This is a genomic window from Gilliamella mensalis (assembly GCF_900103085.1).
GTDB lineage: Bacteria > Pseudomonadota > Gammaproteobacteria > Enterobacterales > Orbaceae > Gilliamella > Gilliamella mensalis.
Window position 1 is genome coordinate 119,826 of sequence record NZ_FMWR01000010.1, and the last position, 14,703, is coordinate 134,528.

The window sequence follows — 14,703 nt, forward strand, 5'->3', positions numbered from 1 at the left end:
ATAAATGACAAAGAAATTTAAATTATCTTTTGCTTTTTTTGTGCTTACAGTTTGTTCATCAGCATCGGCTGAAATGGCTTTTCCTATTCCCGCCATTCCACAATTGGATGCTCAATCTTATATTTTAATCGATGCAAAATCAGGTGAAATTTTAGCGCAATATAATGCTGAACAGCAGCGCGATCCGGCAAGCTTAACTAAAATGATGACCAGTTATGTGGTTGGTCAAGCATTGCAGTTAGGACGTATAAAAAATGATGATATGGTTGTGGTGAGTAAAGACGCATGGGCAACAGGTAATCCTGTATTAAAAGGGTCATCATTAATGTTTTTAGAAGTAGGTAAAACAGTTTCCGTTTCTGACCTTAATAAAGGTATTATTATCCAATCTGGTAATGATGCTTGTATTGCAATGGCAGAGCATGTTGCTGGCAGCCAAGGTGCCTTTGTTAATTTAATGAATGATTATGCAAAGAAAATTGGATTAGAGCATACCCATTTTGAAACTGTTCATGGGCTTGATGCACCAGGGCAATACACCACAGCCAAAGACATGGCCTTTTTAGGACAAGCACTAGTTCGTGATTTACCAGAAGAATATTCTATTTATAAAGAAAAAGAATTTACTTACACATTGTCTAAGCCACAGCTTAACCGTAATGGCTTACTTTGGGATACCACATTAAATGTAGATGGCATCAAAACAGGCCATACTAATGCTGCAGGTTACAATTTAGTTGCTTCAGCGGTTGATGGTAATACTCGTTTAATTTCAGTAGTACTTGGCGGAAGAACCTTTAAAGGCCGTGAAGCAGAAAGTAAAAAACTATTAGTCTGGGGGTTCCGCTTCTTTGAAACCGCAAATCCTGTTAAGGTTGGAACCCCAGTCACTACCGAAACCATCTGGTATGGAGACCAAAACAAAATCCAATTGGGTGCTGTTAATGGGGCATTTATTACCGTACCAAAAGGACGTGCGGCTGATGTACAAGTTGAATATAAAATTGACGATTACATCTATGCACCTATCACCAAAGGTAATGCGGTAGGTAAAATGCAGTTTTTATTAGATGGAAAAGTCATTAACGAACAACCGCTTGTTGCTTTACAAAATATTGAAGAAACAGGATTCTTTGGTGGAGTATGGGATTGGATCTGCCTACAATGCCATAAGTTATTTAGCTAGTTTTATTTTCATTGTTCTGTAAGCGTTCGCTTACAGAACGACCTACCCCGCTAAAAAATAATCTAATATAAAAAATATTGATTTTATTTATTTTTGTTAAATAAGCAATGAAAGCTTAATAAAGCTCACCTACATCTAAATAACGATAATTAGCTTTGCTAACAGCTATAAATATAAATAAAGCTGGTAATCTTATACTATTTATGGTATAAAACGCGCGCTACATTTCACATTATTTTTGCAAAAGTAATGATGAATAAAAGCACTACTTTTAATAATTAATTAACGTTATAACACACACATATCATTACACTTTTCCGGGGTGCCTTTTACCTTGTGTAATTAGGTCGGTTAAAGCGGATATGTGGAGGCATAACCCCAACGTCAAAATGAGGAAATCATGACTACAGTATCAATGCGCGATATGTTACAAGCGGGTGTACACTTTGGACACCAAACTCGTTATTGGAACCCAAAAATGAAACCATTTATTTTTGGTGCACGCAATAAAGTTCATATTATCAATCTTGAAAAAACAGTACCACTGTTCAATGAAGCATTAGCTGAATTAAACAAGATTGCCGCTCGTAAAGGTAAAATTTTATTTGTTGGTACAAAGCGTGCAGCTAGCGAAGCGATTAAACAAGCGGCTGAAAGCTGTGGACAATATTACGTTAATCATCGTTGGTTAGGTGGTATGTTGACTAACTGGAAAACAGTTCGTCAATCAATCAAACGTCTAAAAGATTTAGAAACACAAGCTAGTGATGGTACTTTCGATAAATTAACCAAAAAAGAAGCACTAATGCGTGCTCGTGAAATGGCTAAATTAGAAAATAGCTTGGGTGGAATTAAAAATATGGGTGGTTTACCCGATGCGATCTTTGTTATTGGTGCAGACCATGAACATATCGCTATCAAAGAAGCTAACAATTTAGGTATTCCAGTCATTGCTGTTGTTGATACTAACTCAGATCCTGATGGTATTGATTACGTCGTTCCTGGTAATGATGATGCAATTCGTGCAATTCAATTATATGCAAATGCGGTTGCTGAAGCAGTGCGTTCTGGTCGTGAGCAAAACCAATCTCCAGTATCTGAAGAAAGCTTCGTAGAAGAAGCTCCAGCAGCAGAGTAATAAACTCAAATATTTTCAGGGTCGATATTACTCAATATCGACCCATTCTAATGAAAATCATCACAATGGTTAAATAGAGGATTAAAAAATGGCTGAAGTTACCGCTTCTATGGTAAAAGAACTGCGCGAAAGAACTGGCGCAGGTATGATGGAATGTAAAAAGGCATTAGTTGAAGCTAATGGCGATATCGAACTTGCAATTGACAACATGCGTAAATCAGGTCAAGCAAAAGCCGCTAAAAAAGCGGGTCGTGTTGCGGCTGAAGGTGTCATTATTTCTAAAATCTCTGCTGATAAAAAATTTGGTGTTATCTTAGAAGTAAACTGCGAAACAGACTTTGTTGCGAAAGATGCAGGCTTCTTAGCATTTAGTGATAAAGTTGCTGAAGCAGCATTAACTGATCGCACTAGCGATATTGCTGCACTGCAAGCTAAGTTTGAAGAAGAACGTACAGCGTTAGTTGCTAAAATTGGTGAAAACATCGGTATCCGTCGCGTCGCTCAAATCGCTGGTGATGTTGTGGGTAGTTACCAACACGGTGCGCGTATTGGTGTATTAGTTGCAGCTAATGGTGCTGATGATGAATTAGTTAAACATATTGCAATGCACATTGCTGCCAGCAAACCAGAATATGTTGATCCAAGCGATGTTCCAGCTGATGTGGTTGAACATGAACGTAACATTCAAATCGATATCGCAATGCAATCAGGTAAACCTCGTGAAATCGCTGAAAAAATGGTTGAAGGCCGTATGCGTAAATTCACAGGTGAAGTATCACTAACAGGTCAACCATTTGTTATGGATCCTTCTAAAACAGTTGGTGACTTATTAAAAGAGAAAAAAGCAGCAGTTGCTTCATTCATCCGTTTTGAAGTGGGTGAAGGTATTGAAAAAGTCGAAGTTGACTTTGCAGCTGAAGTTGCTGCAATATCGAAACAATCTTAATTGTTTCATAAAAACCGCCGTTAAGGCGGTTTTGTTTATCTACAAAATATTTTAAAATTACTACAGGTTAATTTTTTAGCTTCTTGAGTAATTAAACAACGAAATAGTGAGACTTCAATATGGTGACCCCTTTCTATAAACGTATTCTTCTTAAACTCAGTGGCGAAGCACTACAAGGCGACGAAGGTTTTGGTATTGATGCGACCGTTCTAGATCGCATGGCGCAAGAAATTAAAGAATTGATTGAAATGAATGTTCAAGTTGCTGTTGTTATTGGGGGTGGTAATCTATTTCGAGGTGCAGGGCTTGCTAAAGCAGGGATGAACCGTGTTGTTGGCGACCACATGGGGATGCTGGCAACTGTTATGAATGGTCTTGCGATGCGCGATGCGCTGCACCGAATTGAAGTTAATGCCCGTTTAATGTCAGCCATTCCGTTAAATGGTGTATGTGATGATTATCGCTGGACTGAAGCAATTAGCTTGCTCCGTCATGGTAGAGTGGTTATCTTGTCTGCTGGTACAGGCAATCCCTTTTTCACCACCGATTCAGCAGCTTGTTTACGTGGTATTGAAATTGAAGCTGATGTTGTTTTAAAAGCCACCAAAGTTGATGGTGTTTATTCAGCCGATCCTGTTAAAGATCCAACAGCAACACTTTATAAAACATTAAGTTATGATAAAGTGCTTGATGATGAACTTAAAGTGATGGATTTAGCTGCATTCACATTAGCAAGAGATCATAATCTACCCATTTGTGTCTTTAATATGAATAAACCTGGAGCCTTGCGTCGTGTTATTTTAGGTGAACAAGAAGGGACATTAATTAATAACAAGGCAACAGTAACCAGTTAATTATCTTTATTTTAAATAAGGCTTTTATTATGTTAAACGAGATTCAAAAAGAAGCGCAAACGCGCATGGAAAAAAGCATTGATGCGTTTCAAAATCATATTTCTAAAGTTCGAACAGGTCGTGCATCACCAAGCTTATTAGATGGTATTATGGTTGAATATTACGGCAGCCCAACGCCACTGCGTCAACTAGCTAACATTGTTGCTGAAGATGCAAGAACGCTAGCTATCACAGTATTTGATAAATCATTAACTCCTGCTATTGAAAAAGCAATTTTAACGTCTGATTTAGGGTTAAACCCAGCATCAGCAGGTACCGTTATTCGTGTACCATTGCCACCATTAACAGAAGAACGCCGTCGTGATTTGACTAAAATTGTTCGTAACGAAGCGGAACAAGGTCGAGTATCTATCCGTAATATTCGCCGTGATGCCAACGATCAAATAAAAGCGTTACTAAAAGATAAAGAAATTTCAGAAGATGATGAGCGTAAAGCACAAGATTTAATCCAAAAAGCGACAGATGCCGCAATTAAAAAATTAGATGCAGTGCTTGCCGATAAAGAAAAAGAGTTAATGGAATTCTAATTCTTCTACTTTTTCCCTTTCCTTCCAAACGCTCTGTTTTATAAAGCAGAGCGTTTTTTATTCCAATAGTTTTCTAATTTTGAAGTGAATAGCTATAAAATACAACACGCAAAATATACGTAATCTAAAAATCAATTTTCACAACAAACCTTTCAATGTAAATGTTTAACTATATGAATTATTTTATAAAAAATATAATTCAATCTAAATTACAAAAAACAATTTATGCTTTTAAGGCATATATAACTATAAAATATAAGTATTTTACATAGATTGATGAAGTGCCTATACTTTTTTGAAGTTAGCTATTTAAACTATTTCTGCTTGTTTTATCCGCTCTGATTTTATCTATATAGATAAGTTGGTTTTTGGTTTAGAGGCATTTTACTGACCAAGGTTTCAACGTTAATGCCGCTATGGAGCTAGTTGAATAAAAGGTAGTTTATGTCATGAAAACACTATTATCGTGTCAGGCAGAACCAGAAAAAACATCCCATTGGTCTGCTGTTTTTTCTTTATTTATGGGGGTAACCAGTCTTATTGTGGCTGAGTTTATTCCTATTAGTTTGTTAACGCCTATTGCACTAACATTAAATATTACTGAAGGAATGGCAGGGCAAACGGTCACTGCTGTGGGTATTTTTGCTGTTATTGCAAGTTTGACTTTGGCGCCATTAACAAAAAAAATAAATAGGCGGTTAGTATTATTAACGCTCTCTATTTTATTGGTGATTGCTAATATATTGGTCGCATTTACCCCTAATTATATCATTCTATTGATAGGGCGCTGCATATTGGGGATATGTGTTGGTGGCTTTTGGTCTATGGCTTCAGCAGTAACGCTACAACTTGTACCGGCAAAAGATATATCTCGTGCATTAAGCATTATCTATGCTGGTGTTTCAGTGGCAACGATTATTTCGCTACCATTAGCAAGCTATTTAGGCAATCTGATTGGTTGGCGAAATATCTTTTTGTTATCGGCATTACTGGGGGCTATTGCCTTTATTTGGCAATTTATAGCATTGCCTACTTTACCTGCACAGCAAGGTAATAGTTTTAACAATATGTTTTTTCTCTTAAAACAAAGCTGGATAACGATAGGAATAGTAGCCACGATATTTAGTTATGGGGGATATCATATATTTTTCACATATTTAAGACCATTTTTAGAACATAATCTTGCCTTAAAAACAAAAACTCTCTCTACGCTTTTACTTCTATTTGGCATTGCTAATTGTATTGGCACCGTTATTGCGGGTTTTGTGATGGGTAAACAATTTAAAATAACGATGATAGTCATTCATTTTATTTTATTGATGCTTGCTATTATTTTAATGTTTATCGATAAAAATATAACATTCAACATGTTACTTGTTATTGCTTGGGGATTTATGTTTGGTTTTATTCCGGTGGGTTGGTCTACTTGGATTGTACGTACACTTGCTGATAAAGCCGAAATGATGGGTGGATTATCTGTTGCGGCGATTCAGTTTTCTATTGGATTGGCAGCGGCAATGGGAGGAATCATCTTTGATCATCAAGGGATACTAGGCATATTTTTTAGTGCTGCACTTATTTTTTTATGTGCCTTGATATTAACTCATCTCTGTTTTCGATTATTTACTCGTGTAACAGGAAATCGTATTGCATAGTAATAATTTTTAACTATTTATTGCTTGATAATATCGAATTAACATTTACTTATTAAAGGGATCACATTAATGAAAAAGGTTTTATTTTATTTCAAAGATAGCACTGCTTTAATCGTCTTTTTAAGTCTTTTTGGGTTATTTTTATCACCATCAGTAATGGGAGCCGATATGTCTAATAATGCGAATAATTTTTATCAAAGCGATAATGTCACTATGCAAAAAGTGAGTTTTCTAAATCAATATAAAATGAACGTGGTTGGAAATTTGTTTATGCCTAAAACGCTTGATCCAAAAAATAAATATCCAGCCATTATTGTTGGACACCCAATGGGTGCAGTTAAAGAACAAAGTGCCAATTTATATGCGACTAAAATGGCTGAACAAGGCTTTATTACATTAGCCATTGACTTATCTTTTTGGGGCGAGAGTGAGGGGCAGCCACGTAATGTTGTATTGCCCGATATGTATGCAGAAGATTTCAGTGCGGCAGTTGATTATTTAGGTACTCAAACTTTTGTGGATCGTCACAATATTGGCGTAATTGGTGTTTGTGGTAGTGGTAGTTTTGTTATTAGTGCCGCTAAAATTGATCCACGTTTAAAAGCCATTGCGACGGTAAGTATGTATGATATGGGGTCAGCCAATCGCCATGCTCTTCACCACTCGTTAACACTTGAACAGCGAAAGCAGATTATTAAACAGGCGGCAGAACAACGTTATGTTGAATTTTCTGGGGGGCAGACATTATATACAAGTGGTACGGTTAATAAAGGGCAACTCAAACCAGAAGATGGTCCAATTGCCCATGAATTTTACGATTTTTATCGTACGCCTCGTGGTGAATATACGCCTGCAAGTTCAACGCCAGAACTAACGACTCATCCAACATTAACCAGTAATGTAAAATTTATGAATTTCTATCCATTTAACGATATTGATACCATTTCACCACGACCAATGTTATTTATCACAGGTGATCAGGCTCATTCTAAAGAGTTCAGTGAAGACGCTTATAACCGCGCGATAGAACCGAAAGAACTTTATTATGTAAAAGGAGCTGGGCATGTTGATCTTTATGATCGAATCGATTTAATCCCTTTTGATAAATTAACAACCTTTTTTAAAACGCATTTAAAATAGCCACTAATTTTTAATGAAATGTTGTCCCATAGCAAAGGGAGTAAGAATTTATGTTGCTCCCTTACTTTTGCTCATCATTATAAAATAGCAGATGAATATCAAAAATTTTCTTTTAGCTGTTTTAAAAACAGTTCAGCAGCTTTAGAAAATACATGATATTTTTTCCAGACAATATTCACATCCACTTTTAATTTTGGATATAACGGTTTAAAACAAAGCGGGTTATCGCCCGCTGTATTAATCAGTTTATCTAAACACAAGGCATACCCAATATGTTGTTCAACCATTAATGCGGCATTAAATATTAAGTTATATGTTGCAATAATATTTAATTTGTCATAGTTTCGTTTAAACCATTGTTCAATGCTATCACTAACATATTTTTGTTGGGAAACAATCAGTGGTAATGACCATAAATCAGATGGAGAAATGACCGCAAGGTTTGCCAACGCACAATCTTTTCTCATCAATACTCCCCACGTATCTTGTTGAGGAAGGCACAATGATTCATATTTTGTTAGATGAGTTGGTTCAATTAACACACCAAAATCAAGTAATCCCTTATCAATACGTTCGGTGACATCATTTGCATTACCACTATAAATATGGATGCGGATATGAGGGTATACATCTTGCATTGATTTAATAACATTTACTACCAACTTCATTGCATCGGTTTCACCACAACCAATATAAATATCACCGCCAATACTTTCGTTGGGTGCTTGAAACTCTTCTTCTGTTTTATGCACAAGTTCCAGTATCTCCTCGGCACGTTTACGTAATCGTATTCCTTCATCGGTCAAGGTAATTCGTCTACTGCCGCGAATAAATAGGGGGGTGCCAAGCGTTTGTTCTAACTCCATGAGCTGACGAGATAAGGTAGGTTGAGTTAAATGCAAATGGTTAGCGGCAGCGGTAATACTTTCTTCTTTAGCAAGCGCAAGAAAATAACGTAAAATTTTTATATCTATCATTTTCCTTTCCCATCATTCTTGTTTAACAATTCTTGTTATTTTATATTTAAAAGATGCTATGTCAGAAAATGAAGTGTGCCTACTTTTCATTATTAACATAATCTTTTAAAAATCATCAGATGTTTTATCACAAATCACTTAAGTTGGATAGGTTACTCTTTATTACTGCTCAGTATTGCCGAGCGAGTTAATTGGTATATATAGTACGGCAAGGTTTCGAACGTTTTGTCCACTAAAGTTCAAAACGTCCGAAACCACCGCGGCTAATTCATTCTATCCTCCACCCCAAAAAGGCCTGATTTTCTGCCAAAAATAGGTCAGAAAAGATATTGATTTTATTAAAGTTTTTTGTTTTTTTTAACAAAAAAACAATAGCTTATTTCTTTGTCTCATTCCGGTATCAAAATTTGCCGAAACCTAAGCGTTGACATAAATGTTACTTATTTCACAAAAAGCCTAAAACTCAAACACAGATTTTTATCTGTACTATTTCAAACAATTTCGCCATAATGTTATAAAAATAACAACATTTAGCTATATTTGTTATTTTTATAACATCTCTATTTATTTACATACTAACAATATTTAATTAAACATTATTACAAAGACATTTTAAGGATCTCGTTATGAATTATGCAAAGTATATTGATCATACTTTACTCGCAATGAATGCGACAGAAGATCAAATTCGTAAGCTTTGTGATGAAGCTAAGGAATATCATTTTTATTCGGTTTGTGTAAATTCAGGCTATGTACCTTTAGCGGCAAGCTTACTTAATGGCAGTGATGTAAAAGTGTGTGCGGTGGTTGGCTTTCCACTTGGTGCCATGCTCACTAGCGCTAAAGCGTTCGAAACCGAAATGGCGGTTAAAGCTGGCGCTCAAGAAATCGATATGGTTATTAATGTAGGTTGGTTAAAAAGCAATGATTTCGATGCGGTTAAACATGATATTGAAGCAGTATTTAAAGCTTGTGGCGTTGTGCCATTAAAAGTTATTTTAGAAACCTGTCTATTAACCAAAGAAGAAATTGTCAAAGTTTGTACTATTTGTAAAGAAATTGGCGTTGCGTTTGTGAAAACATCAACTGGCTTTAGCGTGTCGGGTGCAACTGTTGAGGATGTTAAATTAATGCGCGACACTGTAGGTAAAGAGATGGGTGTTAAAGCATCGGGTGGTATTCGCGATCGTGCAACCGCTGAAAAAATGATTCAAGCAGGTGCAACGCGTTTAGGTGCAAGCGCAGGCATTGCTATTGTATCGGGTGATACCACATCATCAAGCAGTTATTAATCAATAAACTTATCAATAAGCGACTTTATGTCGCTTATTGATATTGATGGAATCTGAATGGAAACGCAATCGCAAAAAAGAATTAATGACCTGATTCAAATTTTAAAAAAAACAGATAAGGTTCATTTAAAACAGGCGGCTAAGTTGTTAGCGGTTTCAGAAATGACTATTCGACGAGATTTAAATAATATTCCTACATCATTAACGGTTTTAGGCGGTTATATTGTTAGTGAAGCTCGTTATCAAGCAACGCAATATTTTGTTTCAGATCAGCAAGATAAACAAGTTAACGAAAAGCTACATATTGCTAAACTAGCCAGCAAACTTGTTTATGCAAATGATACCGTCTTTTTTGATTGCGGTACCACAATCCCTTTTATCATTGATGCTATTGATGATGAAATAACCTTTACCGCTATCTGCTATTCATTAAACGCATTTTTAGCATTACAAAATAAACCTAATTGTAAGACAATTTTATGTGGTGGCTATTATCAGGTTAATAATGCTATTTTTACCTCTATTGGACAGCATTGCCAATTAAATTCGATTTGCCCAAATAAAGCGTTTATTTCCGCTGCTGGGGTTGATATATCACGAGGAGTTACTTGTTATCATTTTGATGAACTTGATATGAAGTTGCAAGCCATGAAACAATCTGACCTGCGTATTTTGATTGCCGATCATACTAAATTTAGTCAAGTTAAACCGGCTTTGATTAGTGAATTAACGCTGTTTAATCAAATTATTACTGATAAAGCCCCCACTAAGGAATTTATCTCTTTTTTCAATAACCATAATATAAAACTGATGTATTAATATGAAAAATATCACAATTTTAGGGTCGACTGGTTCAATTGGTTGCAGTACGCTAGCGGTTATTGCTCAAAATCCACATCTGTTTAAGGCATATGCCTTAGTGGGTGGCAATAATGTAGCCAAAATGACTGAGCAATGTTTGTCATTTAAGCCTAAATATGTTGCCATGGCAACAGAGCAAGCAGCTGATGAGCTAAGAGCAAATCTTGCCAATCTAAAATTGGATATTGAAGTGTTAAGCGGTGAGCAAGCCATTTGTGATTTAGCGCAGTTGCCCGAAGTCGAGCAAGTGATGGCCGCTATTGTTGGTGCTGCTGGGCTAAAACCAACCCTTGCGGCAATTAAAAAAGGTAAACGTATTTTACTTGCCAATAAAGAATCACTTGTGACTTGTGGGCATCTGTTTATGCAAGCAGTTAAAGAGTATGGCGCTGAGCTGTTACCGGTAGATAGTGAACATAACGCGATTTTTCAAAGTTTGCCAATGACGGTACAGCATAATTTAGGTTTTGCTAATTTGGCTGAACAGGGTATTACTAAAATAGTTTTAACGGGTTCTGGTGGACCATTTCGCGATTGGGAAATAGATAAGCTTGCATCGGTTACGCCAGCGCAAGCGGTTGCACATCCTAACTGGTCGATGGGTAAAAAAATTTCTGTGGATTCGGCAACCATGATGAATAAAGGACTTGAGTATATCGAAGCACGTTGGTTATTTAATGCAAGTGCTGACGAAATGGAAATTATTATTCATCCGCAATCGATTATTCACTCCATGGTACGTTATCAAGATGGTAGCGTGGTGGCAGAACTGGGGGTGCCTGATATGTGCACACCTATTGCTTATGCCATGTCTTATCCCGATCGTGTTCCATCCAATGTACCACCTTTGGATTTTTGTCAAATTTCGGCTTTAACGTTTAAACAGCCTGATTTTAATCGTTATCCTTGTTTAAAATTGGCAATAGAAGCGTCCAATCAAGGGCAAGCTGCCACAACGGCACTTAACGCAGCGAATGAAATTGCGGTAGAAGCATTTTTGCAACATAAAATTGGTTTTATGGATATTGCCAAAAATGTAGCAAAAGTATTAGATCAATTAGCTTTTCCTGAGCCAACCACCATTGACGAAGTTTTTATAATTGATCAGTGGGCAAGATCGCAATGTGGCGAGCACTAAACGTGATTTGATTTTTATAAACAGTGAGTTAAATAGGCAATAAGGGCAGCTGAGCATAATTTTATTTTGAAAATGTGGTTGGCTGCCCTTATTCATGCTTTTCTTGACTAAGCGATTTGTTTAGCCGTTAATGTTGGATTATCGCTAATAAATGATTGTAAAAATGTGCTATCGGGTAGTGCTGTTAACGCGCCTTTTTGGGTTGTCGCTAGGGCACCGCAAGCACTAGCTATTGTCATCATGCTTTCTAACATGAGTTTATCTTCAGGCATTCCTGATGAAGCAATACTACTAAGTAGCCCTGCTACAAAGGCATCACCCGCACCGGTGGTATCTATACTATTTACTTGGTACGAATCAAAAGAAAATGTTTTACCTTGCCATAATACAATACTGCCATCTTTACCTTTAGTGATTAACTTTAATGGTGCTTTATAGTGCTGTTGTAGTTTACTTAATGCTTCATGCCAGTCATTGCATTGCGTGAGCCAAAATAATTCTTCATCTGATAGTTTAAGGATATCGGCATCATGACAAAAATGAGTAATAGTTGTGCGCATTTCATCTTTATTTGCCCACATCTGCTCACGCAAGTTAACATCAAAGCTAATTAATCCATTTTTAGCGGTAAGATTTTCAATGGCGGTTTTAAGCGTTTGCCGACAAGTGTGACCAACGAGTGCCAAAGAGCAAAAATGTAAAATATCTTGGTTAAAATCAGGTATCGCTTGCTGAGACAAAAATTGATCAGCAGAAGGTGAAACAAGAAAAGTAAAACTCCGCTCCCCATTTTGACCTAAATCAACAACAACAGTACTTGTTTTATAGTGTTCGTCCTTTTCAAGGCTTTGGCAATCCACATGATATTCAAGGAACGTTTTTTCCATAAAATGACCAAAGGGATCATTCCCAACACGGCCAATAAAAGCGGAGGGTAGACCCAATTTTGCAATACCAATTGCGACATTAGCAGGTGCGCCGCCAGCACAAGCTTTATAATTCATATCACCAAATGGCAATAAATCAATAACGGCATCTCCAAGAGACCAAACTTTAGTATTATTCATTTTTTACTCGATTATAATTAGTGACTAAGGTAATCTAACATAAAAAAGATTACCGCTAAGCTTTATAAAATACGTCATCTTTTTGCTTTTTAATAAAGTCATTGATGTTTAATTTATTGTTGAATTAATGATGGTTATTTTTTAATAAGTTTTTATAGACTAAATCATTTGGCAAAAAATTCATTGTTAACATTAAAAATGTGTGACTATCATCACATATTTTAACGCTAACTTTATTAATGGTTAACGTTAACAATTAAATTAAGATACTATCTGATAAAGGTATCTAATATTGGATAAAAAAGGGGTTTGTATGTCTACTGCTATTGATAAAGCCAATCAAGCTGTTGAAGCGTTAGAAAAAGTGATGAATAAACAGTACTATCCACATTTTCATTTAGCACCCTTAGCCGGTTGGATGAACGATCCTAATGGTTTGATTTACTTTAACGGTCAATATCATGTTTTTTATCAGCATCATCCTTACGATGAAAACTGGGGTCCAATGCATTGGGGGCATGCCGTTAGTGATGATTTGGTTACATGGCATAGATTACCAATCGCAATTGCCCCTGATCAAGAATTTGATAAAAGCGGTTGTTTTTCGGGATCTGCTGTTAATAATCATGGCGAATTGTGTTTAGTTTATACAGGTCATCTTTGGTTAGCAGGTCAAGGTAATGATGAGCAGATTCGGCAAGTCCAATGCCTGGCAAGTAGCAAAGATGGCATTCACTTTGAAAAGCAAGGGATAGTACTTACGCCAAAAAATGGCATTATGCACTTTCGCGATCCTAAAGTGTGGCAACAAGATGGTAAATGGTGGATGGTGGTCGGTCAACGAACACTAAATGATGTGGGGCAAGTATTACTTTATTGTTCAGATGACTTAAAAAATTGGATATTTGATCATGTCGTAGTAAGTGATATCGATCCTGATGTTTATATGCTTGAATGCCCTGACTTTTTTCCGCTGGGTGATAAATGGATTTTGATGTTCTCACCGCAGGGCATGAAAGCAGCAGGCTATCAGTATCGCAATCTATTTCAATCGGGCTATATTGTGGGTAACTGGCAACCTGGGCAACAATTTTCAATGGTTAAACCTTTTCAAGAGATGGATTTTGGGCATGATTTTTATGCACCGCAATCATTTCTTGCGGCCGATGGGCGTCGTATTGTGTTTGCTTGGATGGATATGTGGCAGTCTTCGATGCCAAGCAAAAAAGATAAATGGGCTGGTGCATTTACGCTACCGCGTGAACTCATTTTAGATCAAGATAATAAAGTGCGAAATCGTCCGATTAAAGAGCTTAAAGCATTGCGCCAAGAATCAAAATCATTTGGTGAAATAATGCTGAGTAGTGAACTTAAACCCACTAATATTCAATCCATTAGTTGCGAACTTAATGTTGAATTTGATTTAAAAGAAAGCGATGCTGAACGTTTTGGTTTGCAGCTTGCAGCCACAGAAGATGGTAAACAAGCAACATTACTATATGTTGATTTACAATCCGAGCGAATTATACTTGATCGCAGTTTATCCGGTCTTGAATTAACCGGTTATCGTAGCGTACCGCTACCAAAAACAGATAAGCTAACTTTGCATATTTTTGTTGATGCCTCATCTGTCGAGGTTTTTGTTAATGATGATTTGTATAGTCTCACTAGTCGTATTTACCCGCAATTACCAGCCAAGCGAGTTATCAACCTCTTTGCTGAAAACGGAAAAGCGAAAGTGACAAAATTGGAAAGTTGGCAATTGCAGCCTATTTATGCGTAATGTCTATTCACTGCCTATTGGCAGTGAATTTTCGTTTTAAAATCTGTATTTTTATTGTTTCATTCCACATAATCACAAC

General features: G+C 36.6%; 13 protein-coding genes. 11 read left to right on the forward strand and 2 right to left on the reverse strand.

All coding sequences use genetic code 11. The features are described 5' to 3' along the window. The first annotated feature begins 4 nt into the window (after positions 1–4). The 7 genes from BQ5209_RS05960 to BQ5209_RS05990 all read left to right on the forward strand — a co-directional run bounded on the left by BQ5209_RS05960 (position 5) and on the right by BQ5209_RS05990 (position 7,506). Positions 5–1,186 carry a serine hydrolase gene (locus tag BQ5209_RS05960; RefSeq protein WP_085247630.1) on the forward strand — a complete coding sequence of 394 codons (1,182 nt, stop codon included), beginning with the start codon at positions 5–7 and terminating at the stop codon, positions 1,184–1,186. 400 nt (positions 1,187–1,586) lie between these two features. Next, a complete protein-coding gene (gene rpsB / locus BQ5209_RS05965) occupies positions 1,587–2,324 on the forward strand; it encodes a 30S ribosomal protein S2 (RefSeq protein WP_085247631.1) in 738 nt (245 codons plus the stop codon). An 88-nt stretch (positions 2,325–2,412) separates the two neighbouring features. Next, a complete protein-coding gene (tsf, locus tag BQ5209_RS05970; protein WP_085247632.1) occupies positions 2,413–3,270 on the forward strand; it encodes a translation elongation factor Ts in 858 nt (285 codons plus the stop codon). Positions 3,271–3,389: 119 nt separating this feature from the next. Next, on the forward strand, positions 3,390–4,124 hold the full coding sequence (pyrH, locus tag BQ5209_RS05975; RefSeq protein WP_065587088.1) for a UMP kinase: 735 nt from the start codon (positions 3,390–3,392) through the stop codon (positions 4,122–4,124). Positions 4,125–4,153: 29 nt separating this feature from the next. Next, on the forward strand, positions 4,154–4,711 hold the full coding sequence (gene frr, locus BQ5209_RS05980) for a ribosome recycling factor (RefSeq protein WP_065587087.1): 558 nt from the start codon (positions 4,154–4,156) through the stop codon (positions 4,709–4,711). A 449-nt stretch (positions 4,712–5,160) separates the two neighbouring features. Further along, positions 5,161–6,366 (forward strand): MFS transporter, encoded by a 1,206-nt coding sequence (locus BQ5209_RS05985; RefSeq protein ID WP_085247633.1) that lies wholly within the window; start codon positions 5,161–5,163, stop codon positions 6,364–6,366. Positions 6,367–6,435: 69 nt separating this feature from the next. Further along, on the forward strand, positions 6,436–7,506 hold the full coding sequence (locus BQ5209_RS05990; RefSeq protein WP_085247634.1) for an alpha/beta hydrolase: 1,071 nt from the start codon (positions 6,436–6,438) through the stop codon (positions 7,504–7,506). Positions 7,507–7,604: 98 nt separating this feature from the next. Here the strand turns inward: BQ5209_RS05990 and BQ5209_RS05995 are convergent, their stop codons facing one another. Next, the gene (locus BQ5209_RS05995; protein WP_085247656.1) at positions 7,605–8,480 is read right to left on the reverse strand and encodes a LysR family transcriptional regulator; all 876 of its coding nucleotides are present in this window, start codon (positions 8,478–8,480) and stop codon (positions 7,605–7,607) included. A gap of 629 nt (positions 8,481–9,109) precedes the next feature. Between BQ5209_RS05995 and deoC the strand changes: the two genes are divergently transcribed. Genes deoC through ispC form a run of 3 tightly spaced genes read left to right on the forward strand, consistent with a single transcriptional unit; the run spans position 9,110 to position 11,774 of the window. After that, entirely contained in the window at positions 9,110–9,775 is a 666-nt protein-coding gene (gene deoC / locus BQ5209_RS06000) for a deoxyribose-phosphate aldolase (protein ID WP_085247635.1), read from the forward strand. A 57-nt stretch (positions 9,776–9,832) separates the two neighbouring features. After that, entirely contained in the window at positions 9,833–10,594 is a 762-nt protein-coding gene (deoR, locus tag BQ5209_RS06005) for a DNA-binding transcriptional repressor DeoR (RefSeq protein ID WP_085247636.1), read from the forward strand. Position 10,595: 1 nt separating this feature from the next. Further along, positions 10,596–11,774: a 1-deoxy-D-xylulose-5-phosphate reductoisomerase gene (gene ispC / locus BQ5209_RS06010; protein ID WP_085247637.1), complete on the forward strand. Its 1,179-nt coding sequence runs from the start codon at positions 10,596–10,598 to the stop codon at positions 11,772–11,774. Between the two features lie 107 nt (positions 11,775–11,881). Here the strand turns inward: ispC and BQ5209_RS06015 are convergent, their stop codons facing one another. Continuing rightward, positions 11,882–12,841 carry a PfkB family carbohydrate kinase gene (locus BQ5209_RS06015; protein ID WP_085247638.1) on the reverse strand — a complete coding sequence of 320 codons (960 nt, stop codon included), beginning with the start codon at positions 12,839–12,841 and terminating at the stop codon, positions 11,882–11,884. 313 nt (positions 12,842–13,154) lie between these two features. Between BQ5209_RS06015 and BQ5209_RS06020 the strand changes: the two genes are divergently transcribed. Then, positions 13,155–14,624, forward strand: a complete 1,470-nt coding sequence (locus BQ5209_RS06020; protein WP_085247639.1) for a glycoside hydrolase family 32 protein — start codon at positions 13,155–13,157, stop codon at positions 14,622–14,624. The last annotated feature ends 79 nt before the right edge of the window (positions 14,625–14,703 follow it).